Raw genomic sequence first — 14,549 nt, 5'->3', positions numbered from 1 at the left:
CATCCGTTCAGGGACGTGTTCGTCAAGGTGCTCGATGCTCCCGCTGGGGATAAACCCGGCCTTTGCGATCATGGCCTGGGAAGCGGTGTTGGAGGCAGGGTGCGAAACCGTCCCTATGCAGGCTGAGGATTGGGGCCTTCTGCCTTAAGCCATTTGCGCAAGCGCCCACGTGCATTGTCATAGGGGGAGGCGGTGTTGAACTGGATCATCCGCCCCATCGTCCAGTGCTCGTACCACGGGCATTCATACAGCTCGGCATTCTCGCGGCTCTGGATGCTGGACACGATCCGCTGCTTTGCGCTGTCGAGCCGCTCGAGCAATTGCTCAAAAGGGATGCCTTGGTAGTCGCGGTAGAACTTCTGTGCAAGCTGGCCCAACTGGTTCCACTTGAAGCCGGTTTCCGGGAAGTCGATGACAGTGCCGGCGGCGTCCGCGTCCAGCCACTTGAGCACCAATTCATTCCAGCCCACCAGGTAGGCGACCAGATTGGCGACGCTCATCTGCGTCCCCTTGGCGTGCCCCTCCAGGCTGCATTCGTTGACCCGGGGCATGGGTACCCGCCGGATGACGCTGAGTAATTTTTCATAGGTTGCATTAATGGCATCGAGCAACTCTTGTTTGTCTTGAGGGACCGCCATAATTCACCCGCACTGTAAAACTGCATCCTGCCTCAGCGTGGGGGGCGAGATCTACACCCACTGCCCTCGATCCTGCCCCATGACCGTCTGCGTGCCCCGTGTGCCGGTCCGAGGCGCCTGTATCGGCCGGACTAGAGTCGGCCGCAGACGACTGCCTTTCTCAACGGCGTTTCGAGAGACTGCTGGTCGATGACGACCCATTGGTACTGATCAGCAGTGGGGCGATGCCGGATATGACGGGTAGACACCGGCCGCCCTGACGCTAATCCGGATTTCGCAATTTGATCTGAACTAACGCCCCCGGGGTGTCCTCGCAAGAAGAGGAAAACCCAGGAGGAACACTGATGATCAACTATCCAAAACCCCCTTTCGCACCTCAACAGCAACCTGTGCCGGGTGATCAACGCCGAATGGATCCCCAGCCCGATTGCGGTGAACAAACCTATAAAGGCTCAGGCCGGCTTGCCAACAAAATCGCCTTGATCACCGGGGCTGACAGCGGCATCGGGCGCGCCGTGGCCATCGCTTTTGCCCGGGAAGGCGCTGACGTAGCGGTGTCATACCTGGACGAACACGAGGACGCAAAAGAGACTGCGCGCTGGGTCGAGGCGGCCGGGCGCCAATGCCTGCTGCTGCCGGGAGATCTGAGGAACCTGGCGCAGTGTGCGGCCATCGTGAATGACACGGTGGAGACGTTCGGGCGCATCGACATCCTGGTCAACAATGCTGCGTTCCAGATGTCCCACGAAACCCTTGAAGAAATCAGCGATGAAGAATGGGTAATGACATTCGATGTCAACGTGACAGCGATGTTTCGCATCTGCAAGGCCGCGCTGCCCCACATGGCCGAGGGCAGTTCCATCATCAACACCAGCTCGGTCAACTCCGACACCCCCAACCCGACGCTGTTACCTTACGCGGCCACCAAAGGCGCCATCGCGAACTTCACCGCCGGGCTGGCGCAGTTGCTGGGTAAGCGCGGTATCCGCGTCAACAGCGTTGCACCGGGGCCAATCTGGACGCCCTTGATCGTATCGACTATGTCGCAGGAGGCGGTGAAGCATTTCGGTGCCAATACGCCCCTCGGTCGGCCCGGCCAACCGGTCGAGGTGGCGCCGATTTACGTACTGCTGGCGTCGGACGAGGGCAGTTACATCTCCGGTGAACGTTATGGCGTGACCGGCGGCAAGCCGATTCTCTGACGCGCCCCTGGTGCTGAACGAAGCGGCGCAGGTCACTGATCCGCCGCGACTTTCAAGGCCTCGGCGCACCCCCAATTCACCGGCGAATTGGGGGTGTGTACCGCCACCTCCGAGCCGGGGATCGGTCACTATCTGGGCATTCTCGCCAAGGCGATTACCCCACCGGCGGCAGGTGGGATGATTGCCGGGATACCACCATTTCCTCGAGGATCTCCCGGACAAGCCTATTGATTCCCGACTCGGCGTGATACTGGGCACGATTGATGCTCGCGATGGTGAATTGATTGGCATCTTGCGCTAAAACAGTCACTGACAGGCTGCCGTCCGGGTTGATCAGGCAGGTGACGACACAGTTGGGTAGGCGACTGGAAAGAGCACTTTCGATCTCTGTTTTGGTGAGCGTTTCCATGAGTTCACTGTGTAAGAAGGAGCGGCAGGGCAAGGCTAGCTCAAAAAGACGCTGCGTAAATACTGGCAGGGTAATGGCAGTGCCTGATGGCGCCACGGTGCGGATTTGTGTGGCGCGATAGTGGACGTTTCGTTGTGCCTCGCCCGGGAGAAAAACAGCGGCCAGGCGCTTCGTGGCTCTAGCTGGACTCATCGAAGTTTGACGTTCTCGCGGCCTGGCTTTGCTGGTGTTTTTCAAACGCCTGCGCCAGAAAGTCGATCAAGGTGCGCACCGACGGTAACAGCCCGCGCCTTGAAGGGAAGACAGCGCTGATCACGCCTTCGGTGGGCTGCCAGTCGGGGAGCAGGCTGACCAGGCGGCCGTCGTCTATCTCATCCTTGACCACGGCCAGTGGCAGGTTGGCGATGCCCACGCCCAGCAGTACCGCACTTTTCAGGGTCGGCATGTCGTCACTGACCAGCCGTGGCGTGTGGCAGATCTCAGCCCTCATGCCTTCTGGCCCGGTCAGCCCCCAGGTGTATTGCAACAGCGGGCTGCCCCAGTTGATGGTCGGCAGTCCCGATAAATCCGCAGGGCGTAGGGGCAATGGATGCGCCTGCAAAAACGCCGGGCTTGCTACCAACACCTGGGGGCTCCTGGCGAGCAGTTTCATCACCAGGTCGCTGCTTTCCAGGGGCGGGAAACACAGGTTCAGCGCAATGTCATAGCCCTCGCTGATCACATCGACCTTGCGGTTGAAACTCTTCACATTGAGTTCAACGCTGGGGCACTGCGCCATGAACTGGCCCAGCATCGGCGCTACCCAGTAATTGAGCAGCGCGGTGGTGCAACTCAGGCGAATCACTCCGCGCGGCTCGGCTTTGTTGAAGGCGATCAGCTCCTCGGCGGACTCTGCCTCGGCGGTCATTGCCACGCAGTGGCGGTAGTAGGCCTGGCCAATATCAGTGACCTGGAACTGACGGGTGGAGCGTTGTATCAGGCGTGCCCCCAGCCGCGCTTCCAGCTGGCTGACCCGGCGGCTCAAGGTCGACTTGGGCATGTTCAGCGCCCGACCGGCCGCTGCGAAACCACCATGCTCAACCACCTTGGCGTAGAGGAAGAGCTCATTCAGGTCGAACATGGGTATCGTTCCATTTTTGAGATGGTGAAGTTTAATTCAACCACTACCGAGCACCTAGTGTGATGACTAAAGTGGGACCCTGGTTTTTTCCTACAACCATCAGCGGGGCACGCGAGGACGGTCAATAGGCGGGTTTTGTCAGTGAAAGTGGTTCAGTGACGACGAGCTAGACTCCCAGCGCCATAAACACCGTTGACTCTTTCCGGTGCGGCCCATTTCGGGAAACACCTTTTTACCAGGAGCATCATGATGTCTAAACCCTACGTTCGCCTGGACAAAGACAACGCAGCTGTCCTGCTGGTTGACCATCAGGCTGGCTTGCTGTCACTGGTCCGCGATATCGAGCCCGACAAGTTCAAGAACAACGTACTGGCCCTGGCTGACCTGGCCAAGTACTTCAAGCTGCCGACCATCCTCACCACCAGTTTCGAAACCGGCCCCAACGGCCCGCTGGTGCCCGAGCTCAAGGCGCTGTTCCCGGACGCGCCGTACATTGCCCGCCCTGGCCAGATCAACGCCTGGGACAACGAAGACTTCGTCAAGGCCATCAAGGCTACCGGCAAGAAGCAACTGATCATCGCTGGCGTGGTGACCGAGGTGTGCGTGGCGTTCCCGGCGCTGTCGGCCCTGGCCGAAGGCTATGACGTGTTTGTGGTGACCGATGCCTCCGGCACTTTCAACGAACTGACCCAGCAATCGGCCTGGGCCCGCATGACCGCCAACGGCGCGCAACTGATGACCTGGTTTGGCCTGGCCTGCGAGCTGCACCGCGACTGGCGCAACGATATCGAAGGCCTGGGGACCTTGTTCTCCAACCACATCCCGGACTATCGCAACCTGTTCACCAGCTACAACGCGTTGACCGAGGGCAAGTAAGCCCCAGCCCCCACCTCCTGCAGGAGCCGGCTTGCCGGCGAAAATCGTCAACGATAATGCGGGCAACCTGCAGAAACGCAGCCAGTTTGCGTTTTTCGCTGGCAAGCCAGCTCCTACAAAAAGCCGGGGCTCATCTGACCCTGTAGGAGCCGGCTTACCGGCGAAAACCGTCGACGATGACGCCGGGTGTCAGGTCTCTTATTTCACCGCAGGTTGGCCCACCGGTATACGTCGCTCTTCACTCGTCAGCAGGCGGATCAGGGGCGAGGCGATAAAGGTACTGATGATGGCCATGATCACCAGCATGGTGAAGTACTCCTTGGGCAGCACGCCCAGGTCATAGCCCACGTTGAGCACCACCAGTTCCATCAGCGCCCGGGTGTTCATGCACACGCCGATCAGCGCGCTGTTGCGCGGTGTCTCGCCCAGCCAGCGGCTGGCGCCGTAAGCCCCGAAGAATTTGCTGGCGAACGCCACCAGGCACACCAGAAAGCAATTGAGCAGCGCCGTGTCGCCGTTGAGCGAGCCGATGTCGGTGCGCAGGCCGGTGTAGGCAAAGAACACCGGCAGGAAAAACGCATTGACCAGACCACTGACCTTGGCATTCCACTGTGTGACAAAGGGCCGGTGGGTGTGCAGGGCGACGCCGATGATAAAACCGCCAATGATCGAAAATACGCCGATCAGGTTGGTAATCACTGCACTGCCAAACAGCACGATCAGCATCAGGGAAATACCCTGGGCCGACAGCGGCTTGCGCTCCAGGTCGCCGATGATCCAGCGCAGCACCAAGGGCCGCACCACCCACAGCACCAACACGATAAACACCGCCAGCGCGAGGATCCTGCCCAGGGAGGCCCACACACTGAAATTGGACGCGATGATCGACGTTACCCCACCGAGGATCAGCCAGCCGCACACATCATCGATGGCCGCCGCGCCAATCGTCAGGGTGGCCACGCGGGAGCGGGACAGCCCCAGTTCCATGAAGATCCGCCCAAGGATCGGCAAGGCGGTGATCGACAACGCCGTGGCAAAAAACAGTTGGAAGGCCAGCAGTGGCGGCTTGTCGCCGACGATCTGTTGCCAGAAATACTCGGCCACCAGGAAGCCACTGGCAAATGGCACCAGCAGTCCACCCAGGCTGATCGCCATGATCGAGCGTTTACGCCCCTTGAGGTGGGCGCCGAATTCAAATTCCAGGCCCACCTGGAACATCAACAGAATCAGGCCGACCTGGGCCGTGGCGACAAAGGCGGTGGAGGTTTGCGGCACAAAGATACTGCTGAGCAGTTCCGGGAAAAAATACCCCAGCAGGCTCGGGCCCAGGACCAGCCCGGCGAGAATTTCCCCAGCCACCGGGGTTTGCCCCAGGCAGCGGGTGCTGAGCCAGGAGATCAGGCGGCTGGCGCTGAAAATCACGATCAGTTGGATCAGGAACAACAGGGTCAAATGCTCGGCCTGGGAGCCCACGGCCGATTGCCCGCCCGCAGGCGCAGGGGCTTGTAGCGTGATAGCGCTGGTGTTGGTTTGCATGGGGATGTCCTAGTACTTGAGGTGTCAGAGCGGGGGCTTGCGCCAGCCGCCGAATTCCATTTCCAGAAAGCGCGCGGCTTCCAGTAACAACGCGTCCTGGCCCAGCCCGGCCACCAGTTGCACGGCCACCGGGCAGCCCTGGTCGAGGCGCCCCATAGGCAAGCAAAGGGCCGGAAAACCGAGGACATTGAACAGTGCGCAATAGCCGATATCGAACGGGCGCTTCAGGGCGCTGCCATGGGCCGGCGCCACGCCCGGGGTGGCCGGCAACACCAGAATGCTCTGGCCGTCGAACAGCCCGGCCAGGGCCTGCTGCAAGTGATCGCGCTGCTTCAGGAACCGCGCGAGCCCCGGGTTGCCCAGCCGATCGCCGCAGCTGTCCATCAAGCTGGCAAGCAGTGGCCCCCGGGAGAACTGCGGCCTGCCAGCCAGGGCTGCATACAACGCCCGTGGATAATTCAGTGGCTGCCCATCCCCGAGGTAGTCGGCCAGGTGAATACGGGTCTCGCACTTGAGGACGGCCAGCCAGATAAAAAACGCGTTGGTTAAACAGCTTTCACTCCAGGCTTGCACCTCCACACCTTGGTCCGCATAACGCTGGCCGGTCTCGATCACCGCAGCAGTCACGGCGGGCGAGAGTGGCGTGCCCCATTTGACAGGGGCCGGCAGGCAGATGAATACGCGCTTGAGCGGTGTCGCCTGGGGCGGTTGCTGGTAGCCGGAGTGGATATTGCGGTCGATCCCGTCGCTGCCGGCGATGACCTCCAGCACTACGCCCAGGTCCTCTGCGTACCGGCACAGGGGGCCCGCTGCAAAGTGGCCGGCAACGGCTTGGGACACCGGCAATGACCACCGCTGGTCATCCAGCGGCAGGTGCCCACTCAGCGGCACCAGCCCCCGTGACGGCTTCAAACCAAAAATCCCATTGAACGCCGCCGGGATGCGGATCGAGCCGCCGCCGTCGGTGCCCAGGGCAAAGGGCACGCATCCGCTGGCGACCATCACTGAGTCACCGCCGCTGCTGCCACCGGCGGTGCGTGAGGTGTCGTAGGGGTTGAGTGTGCGGCCATACACCAGGTTGTCCGTTTCGGGCCACAACGCCATCTCTGCCTGATTGCCCAAGGCCAGGGGGATGGCGCCGGCCGCCAGCAGCCGCGTGGCCACCGTGGCGGTGCTGCGGGCGCGGGTGTTGCTGCGCAGGCGTGAGCCGCAGGTCTTGGGGGCCCCCGCAAGGCCCAGGCCTTCCTTCATGGAGAAGGGCACGCCGTGCAAGCGTCCCAGTGGCCGCCCCTTGAGCACATCCTCTTCGGCCCGGCGGGCAGCGTCGCGGGCAGCCTCGAACAGGTCGACCGCCATCGCATTGCACAGTGGCTGGACCTGCTCCAGGCGCGCAATGCATTGCTCGATCAGTTCCACCGGCGATATCTGCTTGCCGCGAATCAACCACGCCAGTTGCACGGCACTCAGGTCCAGCAGGTCAGTGCGGACCTGCGCCATGCCGTTCATCCGCGACGTACCAGGTCGAGGAAGCCACCTTCCTTGCCAAACGGCGACTTCAGCAGCTCCGGCGACTCGCCATATTTGTAGAACAGTGAAGGGCGCAGGCGCAGGACCGCGGCCCGTGCCAGGTCCTGCACGGCGCCACCGCCATGGCGCAGCAACAACTTGAAGTGGCGTGCGGACAGCGACCACTTGACCATTTTCATCAGCCGCACCCGCAGCAGCGCCGAGCGCAGGTAATAGTTGGAGGCGTAGATCGGCCGTGCGCGGTTCTCCGCCCTGTACAGGTCGAAGTTGATGGTGCGTGAGTAGAGGTTGGGCATCATCTCCGGGCTCAAGCCCGGGTTCGAGCGACGGATCTCTTGCAGCAGGCAGGCAAACGGCAGGGGCGAGGGTTGCATCTCGCGGGTGTAGCGCGGCAGCAGGTCGGCAAATTGCTGGGCCTGATGACCATCGAGAAAATCCCCGGTCATGTACATCGGCAACACCACGTGGAAGTACGCCATGTTGGCGAACAGCAGGGTCCAGCCCATCATGAACGGGTCGTCCATCACCTCGTACCACTTGCTCCAGGTGTCCTGCAGGGCCAGTTGCGCCTGGATGTGCGACTCCAGGCAGTTGACGTAGGCGGGTGTCAGGCTGCCGTGGATATCCTTCTCGATCATCGCAGCGACTTGCGGGATCTGCTGCGCCACATAGGCCAGCCCGGCGCTGTTGGCCGGGTCGAAGGTAAAGGCTGCGTCGCCCAGCAGGAACCAACCTTCGGTCGAGTAGTATTGCCGCGCCTCGTACATGTAGTTGTGCATGGCCTGGGTATCGACCAGTTGGCCCGACTCGATCAACTCGGTAATCACCGGATGGTCGGCCATGACCTTTTCCTTGAAGGCCTCCAGGGTGCCGATTTTCTGCTCGATCATGTCCGGCCGGTAGGTGATGCCGATGCTGATCATCTCGTTGCCGTCGTCGCTGCGCATCGGGATCATCCAGATCCAGTAGCCCTTGCCATAAAAATGATGGGTCACGTAGTACGGGTCGTAGCAGTGATGCTTGTCCTTGTGCGCGGTGATGCTGGACAAGATGCTGCGGTCGAAGTCCTTGAGCCTGAGCCAGAAGGTACTGCGCTGGTACGTCGCTTCTTTGTGCAGCTTGAGCTTTTTCGCCATGAAGCGATTGCGGCCGGTGGCGTCCACCACCCAATCGGCGGTCAGTTGCTGTTGCTCATCGGCGGCACTGCGCAGGGTCAGCAGGTGGGTGGCGTGCTCACCGGCATTGAGGTCGACGGCAGTGACATCGGCCTCAATCATTTGTACCTGCTGATCACCGACAATCTGGCGCAGGTCCTTGTCGAAACTGAAACGGTTGAGATTGTAGGCCGGCATGCGGATCACGCCCGGAGCCTCGTGCACCACGTAGTTGCGGCACTCGGGGTTGTTGCGCAGCTTCAGGTAATAGGTCAGGCCGTACTTGTGGTAGTGCTTTTCTTCCAGCAGGCGCCCCAGCCCCAGGCCCTTGAAGAAGTGGGTAGTCAACTCGACTGTGGACTCGCCGACGATCGGGCGCTTGCGGTCCGGACGCCCGATCAGGATGACTTCGACACCCGGTAACCTTTTTTTGAAGTACAGCGCGGCCAGAGGTGACCGGCTACACCGGCCCCCATGATTGCGATTCGTTTCATGTCGTCAGTCCCTGAACAAGTGGGTTCGCCAAAGGCGTGGGTGCCTTCGGCGAGGGTTGCCGGTTATACGCGGCTGGCGGCCGTGATCAATTCCTGTGGCTCTACCCGTTGCGAGTAGTCCACGTTGACGAAGGCGGCGCGGATCAGCCCGTCCTGGCCGATCACAAAGGCGCTGGCCAGGGGCAAGGTCAGGGCGTCGGAGCCGTTGAATAGCTTGAGGTCGGCACCCAGGGAGCGGTAGACCTCATCCAGCTCGTCTTCGAGCTTGAACACGATGCCGTACTGGCGCGCCAGCTGGTTATCGGTATCGCTGAGCAACAGGTATTTGATGCCGAGGGCTTCGCGGGTCTTGCGCGTGAACTCCGGCGTTTGTGCCGACACGGCCACCAGGGTGGCGCCCGAGGCGGCAAGGTCTCCGACCATCTGCTGGTAGGCGGTCAATGCCTGGCCGCAGAAGGGGCACCACAGGCCTCGGTAGAACACCAGCACCAATGGACCTTTATCCAGCAACTGGCGTAGGTCCACATCCTGCTCGTCAGCATCCTTGAGCACCGCCAGGGGCGCCTTGTCGTTGACCTTCAGAGCCTTGTCGCCCAAATGGCTGTCGAGCAGCGTCTGTAGCGATGCCTGGAACTTGTGCAGGACCTCGGCAGGCAGCTGGGCCATCTGGTCCTTGACGGTTTGTAGCTTTTCTTTGAGCGACATTTGTGACTCCTGTTCACATCTATTGAGAAAGGCTGCGGGTAGCCCGGGTAAAAATCCTGGTGGCGGCTTTGCCGCTGGGTGGGTAGCGCTCGAACAAATGCTGCACCCAATCCGGCCGGGTCTTGCTGGCGTCGTTGATCCAGTTGGCGACCGAGTCCTGGGCGTATTTGTCGGTTTCATCGAGCATGGCAATCAGCAAGGGTTCGGCCATCTGCGGCTCGGCTTTGAGCGGGGCGATGTGCTCGCACCAGACCCCACGCGGGCGCAGGATTTCAACGCAGAAACGGCGGATCAGCGGGTCATCGCTGCGGGCATGGCGGCGTAGCATCTCCAGTGCGCCCGTCAGGTCCCGGGCCAGCAACGGTCGCAAGGCAATCCAGGCCCATTCGCGCACGCCGAAATGCGGGTCGGTGGCGAATCGGAACTGGCTCAGCAAAGCCTGCTCCGGTTCGCTGTTGCGTTGGCAGTAGGCGTTGGCAAAGGCCGCCCAACTGCGCACGGTGTCCGACGGATGCTCCAGCAGCAGGCCCCAGGTCTGCTCGCGCAGGGGCAGGGCGGCGCTCTCCAGCCACTGCCCCAGCGCAAGGCCCAGGGCGGCGACTTTCTTGGAAATGCCCAGAGCCTGGCCGGCCTGGGCTGCGCTGTAAAGTGTTCGCGCCAGAGACGGCTCCAACTGCGCGCCAAGGGCCGCTGCCAGCGCTACCTGGTCAACGGCCAGACACTCGCCCAGATTGCGGGTGGCCAGGCGGCCCTGGTCAATCAGGTCCTTGCGTTCCTCACTCATCTCGATACCACCTACGCGGTCATGGCCTGGTCAGGCGTTGGGTTTGTGGCGCAGTAACGCCCTGGTGAAAGCAGGTTGCCCGGATCCAATGCGGCCTTGATCCGCGCCCCGAGCTGCCAGGCGGGCCCCTGAGCGTCGGTCAGCAGGTGCATGAAGCTGGCGGGCACGCGATACGGCAATACGCCCTGTGCCTTGCCTTGGGCGAACAGTTGGCGATAGCACTCATGGGCCCGGGTTGACGCCTGGGCGTCCGCACGATCGAACAGCAGCGGTACGGTGCAGTCGATGGCACGACTCGACAGGCTGGTCAGCGTCACCGGGCAAGGCATTTGCTGCTGGCGGCACCGACGCTCCATGGCGCGCACAAAATCGGCGACCTCCTGGATTTTCAGCGGCAGGATCGGTGCGTACCAGATCAGCCCGCAGTTATCCCGCGCCGGGTTCAGGGGCGCATCGGGCAGCGGCTTGGCGCCGGCAGTGTAGGCCAACGGCAGGGCCACTTCGCTGGGCTGGCCTTCCATCAGGTCGATGCCTTGCAGCATCTTGCCCAGGGTCCGCTGCCAGCGCCGGGACCAGCCGCCGGGCAGATGGCCTAGCAAGCGTCGAGCGGTGGTCAACTGACCACGGCTCTTGAACATCGATTTGCTGGCGAAAGCCTCAAGTTCACGGTTGATCATGTGTTTGAGCGGGGCGTACTGGGCTTTCTGGCAATAGATCGAACCGACGCCCATCCACGCCGGCAGGCCCAGGGCATCGGCGGCGGCCCGTTGCTCCTCTTCACTCATGCCCACCACCTGGGTGTCTTCGCTGGCCATGGTCAATAGCCGTGTGCGGTTCATCAGGTTGATACCACCAATCTGCCCGGGGGCCAGGTCCAGCATGCGCTTGATCCCTGCCAACGCGGCTTCCAGCCCTTGCTCTTCATCCACCCAGAAATAAAACGGCTGGATAACCTCGGGCTTGCGCACCAGGGCAATCGACATTTGCGTCACCACGCCCAGCCCGCTCTGGCTGAACAGCCCGTCCAGGTACGGTCCCACACCCCATTTGAAGCAGGGCGCCGTGACCCCCAGGGCCATTGGCGAGCGGTACAGCGTGCCGTCTGCCATCACCGCTTCGATGCCGAGTACCGCCTGAAAGTGATCGGTATGGGGGGTGATGCCAAAACCGCGCTCCAGTGCATTGCCCAGCACGCTGCAGGTCGGGCCCGCGCCGGTGACGGGTGTCAGCCAGGGCAAGTTGTGCTCCTGTAGATAACGGGCGAGATCGCCCTGGGTCACCCCTGGCTCCAGGGTCACCACCGACAGCTCCTCATCGAACCCCAGAACCCGGTCCATCCCGGACAAATCCATCAGCACACAGCGGGCGTCGCTGGTCGAGGCGCTGCCATAACCCCAGTTGTGCCCGGTGCTGATCGGATGCACGGCAACCCCATGGCGCTGTGCGATCACCATACATGCCGAGACTTGCTCGGTTGAGCGTGGCGCAATCACCACCCTGGCATACGCGGGGGAACACATGGTGTCTTGCCCGAAACGCTCGATGCTTGCCGGGTCGACGCGCACACCCGCGTCACCGAGAACCTCGCGCCATTGTTGCTGGGCAAATGTCAGGTGGGCGGATTCAAAAGGCACTGGCCAGGCCTCCCAGGCGCAGGAACAGGCGCAACTGGTTCACATCCGCCTGGCGACTGGCGGGTAGCGCAGTGTAGCGGCGGCGGAACTCGGGTTTCATTACCTTCACGCAGCGTCGCTTGGGCGTGCGAATCACCATCATCAACGGGCTGAACGCGGTGCTATAGACCTTGGCACACGGGCCCAGGTAACTGGCGGCCAGGGTCTGGAACTCTTCCAGCGAGAAAGCCGCGAGCAGCGAGTTTCGATAGTCCAACAGGGTTTCCGCGTCCGCGCCGTCGCTGGCGCGCTGGACAAAGTAGTCGACGGACTCGATGGTTTTCAGGCGCCCGAAGTCATTCAGGTAAATCGCCCGGTCATTGCGCAGTACCCGGGAGATATTGCGAAAAGTACCTTCCAACTGGCCAAGGTTTTCCAGGTGGTGCAGGGCCATCGACGAGATCACTACATCCACGCTGCGGTCAGCGATCATGCTGAGCCGAGTCATGTCATCTTCAACCAGTTGCACGTTGTCGATGCCTTGCTGATGACACGCTTCACGCGCCACTTCCAGCATGTTCTGCGACAGGTCCATGCCAATGAATTCGGCCCGTGGGTTGAGCCGTGCGACTTGCAGCAACAGGGCCGCCGGGCCGCAGCCGATGTCCAGCACCACGTCGCCGGGCTTGATCAGCGCGCACATCTGCGCACAGTGATAAAGGTGGGTGCCGGACAAGGCCTGGCCCTGGGCCGCACTGTCGGCATAGGACGCCACACTCTGTTGTGCTTCCATGACCAAGGCCGGTTCGGGTATGCGCTCGAACGGTTGCTTGATCGTTATTTCCCTGAATATCGCGCGCAGCAATCCGCTGTCCATACTGCTTCCTCCATGAAATGACGTTTGAACGTGCTTACGCCAGGGCCAGTGCTCGCTGGACCCGTGGCGACAGGTTTCGGCCATGCACGCCACAGCGCGCCATATGCGTCAGCACTTCTTGCGCGTCCCAGCGGCGTACGCTGCCGGTAGCGGGCAGGCGGATATGGGCGTAGTCACTGCGGCAGAAAAAATCGAAGAAGTGCGTGCGCTGGCCTTCGACGGAAAACCCCAGGGTGGGGCGCTGATAAGCCTGCTGAAAAATCGCCGGCGCGTTGCCCAGATCCAGACACAAGGGCAGCGACAGGGCGTTGTTTAGCTTGGTGTAGGGCTGCACCCGGCCCATGGGGGAGAAGAACAATACATTGCGATAAAACGCCCCCGCCCGCGGATGCACGGCGATCAGCAAGCGCTGTACCCCGCGAAAATGCATGGCCCAGCGAAACATCGCATTGTAGAGCATCAAGGGCACCCCTTTGCCTCGGTAACCTGCAGCCACCGCCAGGGTGCCGACCTCTGCCAGCCGGCCGCCGGCCAGGCGCTGCATGACGACCTCGTTGCCATGGACTTCTTCCAGGGGCAAACCGAGCATGGAATCTTCGATCAACGAGACGGTGCCGACGATCTGTTGATCCTTGATCGCCACAAAGGTGGTGGTGCCCGGCAACAGGTGGAACGCCGAAAAGCGCATTCCGGCCCGGCACACTGTGGAGATACCGCGCCGTGCATAGCTGTCGTTGACCAGGCGCAAGGCCTCTTCCAGTTCGAACAGACTTTGCACCGGGCGAAACTCAAAGCCTTCGATGGCCAGGGAATGGCGGGCGATACGCTTGATAAACAAGCGCCGGTAAAGCGTGGGTGGGATGTAGCGTTCCAGGGAAACCATGCTGTGGCGGATGACATCGACGCCACTGTGGATCCGTGGCTTCCTGCCGAAATTGGTCATCACTCGCTGACTGTGCAGCATCAAACACCTCCTTGTGTGACTACCGCGATTGAAGCAATTGAAACCCGGGCCTAATGCTCATCCGGCAGTTGCTGGGACAGTGCGTGGCTGGCCGAGATGCAATAAATCGACTCGGACAATGCCTGGCGCTGCTCAATGCTCAAGCCCTGGATGATGCCGCTGATCCAATCCGTGTGTTCGGCAAACACCTCATCGACCACGCGTTTACCGTCGGTGGTCAGGCTGATAATCAGCTTGCGTCGGTCGGTCGGGTCGGTTTTGCGCTTGATAAACCCGTCGCCCTGCAAGCCATCGAGCAAGCCGGTAACGGTGCCGGTGGTAATTGAAAGGCGGGTCGCCAACTCCAGCGGCGACAGCTTCCCGCCGGCACTCTTGAGGGTGAGCATGATGACGAAGCGGCCCTCCGACAGGTTGTAGCGAGCCAGGCGGATGGCACACACACGATTGATCGCGGCCGCGGCCGACAGCAGCTCGAAGCACAGCTTGACACTGTCCCTGACCTCGGCTGGCACCCCATCAAGCTCGCGCAGCATGATGTGGTGTTTGTTCTCTAAAATATTCATAAGGCGCAGTTTATCTTGGCGCCTTACTAAGTCAACATTTTGTTTATCGTGCGCGGTGCGTCATTGTCTGCGGGCCCTGGGCCACGC

Annotated in this window: 14 protein-coding genes; 2 read left to right on the top strand and 12 right to left on the bottom strand. The window is 61.5% G+C overall.

Features of this window, described 5'->3' with window-relative positions:
- Positions 1-113: 113 nt before the first annotated feature.
- Positions 114-638: a ClbS/DfsB family four-helix bundle protein gene (locus PSH80_RS14660; protein ID WP_198799333.1), complete on the bottom strand. Its 525-nt coding sequence runs from the start codon at positions 636-638 to the stop codon at positions 114-116.
- A 344-nt stretch (positions 639-982) separates the two neighbouring features.
- Between PSH80_RS14660 and PSH80_RS14655 the strand changes: the two genes are divergently transcribed.
- A complete protein-coding gene (locus PSH80_RS14655; protein ID WP_057959291.1) occupies positions 983-1,840 on the top strand; it encodes an SDR family oxidoreductase in 858 nt (285 codons plus the stop codon).
- A gap of 154 nt (positions 1,841-1,994) precedes the next feature.
- Here the strand turns inward: PSH80_RS14655 and PSH80_RS14650 are convergent, their stop codons facing one another.
- Together PSH80_RS14650 and PSH80_RS14645 are read right to left on the bottom strand one after the other, a co-directional pair.
- Positions 1,995-2,249, bottom strand: a complete 255-nt coding sequence (locus PSH80_RS14650; protein ID WP_198799332.1) for a hypothetical protein — start codon at positions 2,247-2,249, stop codon at positions 1,995-1,997.
- A gap of 178 nt (positions 2,250-2,427) precedes the next feature.
- A complete protein-coding gene (locus tag PSH80_RS14645; RefSeq protein WP_198817488.1) occupies positions 2,428-3,369 on the bottom strand; it encodes a LysR substrate-binding domain-containing protein in 942 nt (313 codons plus the stop codon).
- 249 nt (positions 3,370-3,618) lie between these two features.
- Between PSH80_RS14645 and ycaC the strand changes: the two genes are divergently transcribed.
- The gene (gene ycaC / locus PSH80_RS14640) at positions 3,619-4,245 is read left to right on the top strand and encodes an isochorismate family cysteine hydrolase YcaC (protein WP_032861405.1); all 627 of its coding nucleotides are present in this window, start codon (positions 3,619-3,621) and stop codon (positions 4,243-4,245) included.
- Positions 4,246-4,443: 198 nt separating this feature from the next.
- On the opposite strand, the gene PSH80_RS14635 is transcribed toward ycaC, so the two are convergent.
- From PSH80_RS14635 to PSH80_RS14595, 9 genes are all read right to left on the bottom strand, one after another.
- Positions 4,444-5,781 (bottom strand): cation:proton antiporter, encoded by a 1,338-nt coding sequence (locus PSH80_RS14635; protein ID WP_057440923.1) that lies wholly within the window; start codon positions 5,779-5,781, stop codon positions 4,444-4,446.
- Positions 5,782-5,805: 24 nt separating this feature from the next.
- Complete coding sequence (locus PSH80_RS14630) at positions 5,806-7,278, bottom strand: amidase (protein ID WP_233100757.1); 1,473 nt, start codon at positions 7,276-7,278, stop codon at positions 5,806-5,808.
- A 5-nt stretch (positions 7,279-7,283) separates the two neighbouring features.
- Positions 7,284-8,810, bottom strand: coding sequence for an NAD(P)/FAD-dependent oxidoreductase (locus tag PSH80_RS14625; protein WP_305417261.1), 1,527 nt, complete (start codon positions 8,808-8,810; stop codon positions 7,284-7,286).
- Between the two features lie 209 nt (positions 8,811-9,019).
- Positions 9,020-9,661, bottom strand: a complete 642-nt coding sequence (locus PSH80_RS14620; RefSeq protein ID WP_120733354.1) for a peroxiredoxin-like family protein — start codon at positions 9,659-9,661, stop codon at positions 9,020-9,022.
- Positions 9,662-9,680: 19 nt separating this feature from the next.
- Complete coding sequence (locus PSH80_RS14615; protein ID WP_057440929.1) at positions 9,681-10,445, bottom strand: hypothetical protein; 765 nt, start codon at positions 10,443-10,445, stop codon at positions 9,681-9,683.
- A gap of 11 nt (positions 10,446-10,456) precedes the next feature.
- Positions 10,457-12,079 (bottom strand): FAD-binding oxidoreductase, encoded by a 1,623-nt coding sequence (locus tag PSH80_RS14610; protein ID WP_305417259.1) that lies wholly within the window; start codon positions 12,077-12,079, stop codon positions 10,457-10,459.
- A complete protein-coding gene (locus tag PSH80_RS14605) occupies positions 12,069-12,935 on the bottom strand; it encodes a class I SAM-dependent methyltransferase (RefSeq protein ID WP_057440933.1) in 867 nt (288 codons plus the stop codon). Before PSH80_RS14605 ends, PSH80_RS14610 begins: the two co-directional genes overlap by 11 nt.
- 34 nt (positions 12,936-12,969) lie before the next feature.
- On the bottom strand, positions 12,970-13,899 hold the full coding sequence (locus tag PSH80_RS14600; RefSeq protein ID WP_057959296.1) for a GNAT family N-acetyltransferase: 930 nt from the start codon (positions 13,897-13,899) through the stop codon (positions 12,970-12,972).
- Between the two features lie 50 nt (positions 13,900-13,949).
- Complete coding sequence (locus tag PSH80_RS14595) at positions 13,950-14,462, bottom strand: MarR family winged helix-turn-helix transcriptional regulator (protein WP_057440936.1); 513 nt, start codon at positions 14,460-14,462, stop codon at positions 13,950-13,952.
- Positions 14,463-14,549: the final 87 nt, after the last annotated feature.

This window comes from Pseudomonas sp. FP818, assembly GCF_030687335.1.
Lineage (GTDB): Bacteria > Pseudomonadota > Gammaproteobacteria > Pseudomonadales > Pseudomonadaceae > Aquipseudomonas > Aquipseudomonas shahriarae.
The sequence above is the reverse complement of the archived record's forward strand: the minus strand, read 5'-3'. Positions and strand labels throughout refer to the sequence as shown.

What these genes read in the sequence shown, in the direction of transcription:
- PSH80_RS14660 (WP_198799333.1), bottom strand. Translation starts at nt 638, where the DNA reads ATGGCGGTCCCTCAAGACAAACAAGAGTTGCTCGATGCCATTAATGCA.
- PSH80_RS14655 (WP_057959291.1), top strand. Translation starts at nt 983, where the DNA reads ATGATCAACTATCCAAAACCCCCTTTCGCACCTCAACAGCAACCTGTG.
- PSH80_RS14650 (WP_198799332.1), bottom strand. Translation starts at nt 2,249, where the DNA reads ATGGAAACGCTCACCAAAACAGAGATCGAAAGTGCTCTTTCCAGTCGC.
- PSH80_RS14645 (WP_198817488.1), bottom strand. Translation starts at nt 3,369, where the DNA reads ATGTTCGACCTGAATGAGCTCTTCCTCTACGCCAAGGTGGTTGAGCAT.
- ycaC (WP_032861405.1), top strand. Translation starts at nt 3,619, where the DNA reads ATGTCTAAACCCTACGTTCGCCTGGACAAAGACAACGCAGCTGTCCTG.
- PSH80_RS14635 (WP_057440923.1), bottom strand. Translation starts at nt 5,781, where the DNA reads ATGCAAACCAACACCAGCGCTATCACGCTACAAGCCCCTGCGCCTGCG.
- PSH80_RS14630 (WP_233100757.1), bottom strand. Translation starts at nt 7,278, where the DNA reads ATGGCGCAGGTCCGCACTGACCTGCTGGACCTGAGTGCCGTGCAACTG.
- PSH80_RS14620 (WP_120733354.1), bottom strand. Translation starts at nt 9,661, where the DNA reads ATGTCGCTCAAAGAAAAGCTACAAACCGTCAAGGACCAGATGGCCCAG.
- PSH80_RS14615 (WP_057440929.1), bottom strand. Translation starts at nt 10,445, where the DNA reads ATGAGTGAGGAACGCAAGGACCTGATTGACCAGGGCCGCCTGGCCACC.
- PSH80_RS14605 (WP_057440933.1), bottom strand. Translation starts at nt 12,935, where the DNA reads ATGGACAGCGGATTGCTGCGCGCGATATTCAGGGAAATAACGATCAAG.
- PSH80_RS14600 (WP_057959296.1), bottom strand. Translation starts at nt 13,899, where the DNA reads ATGCTGCACAGTCAGCGAGTGATGACCAATTTCGGCAGGAAGCCACGG.
- PSH80_RS14595 (WP_057440936.1), bottom strand. Translation starts at nt 14,462, where the DNA reads ATGAATATTTTAGAGAACAAACACCACATCATGCTGCGCGAGCTTGAT.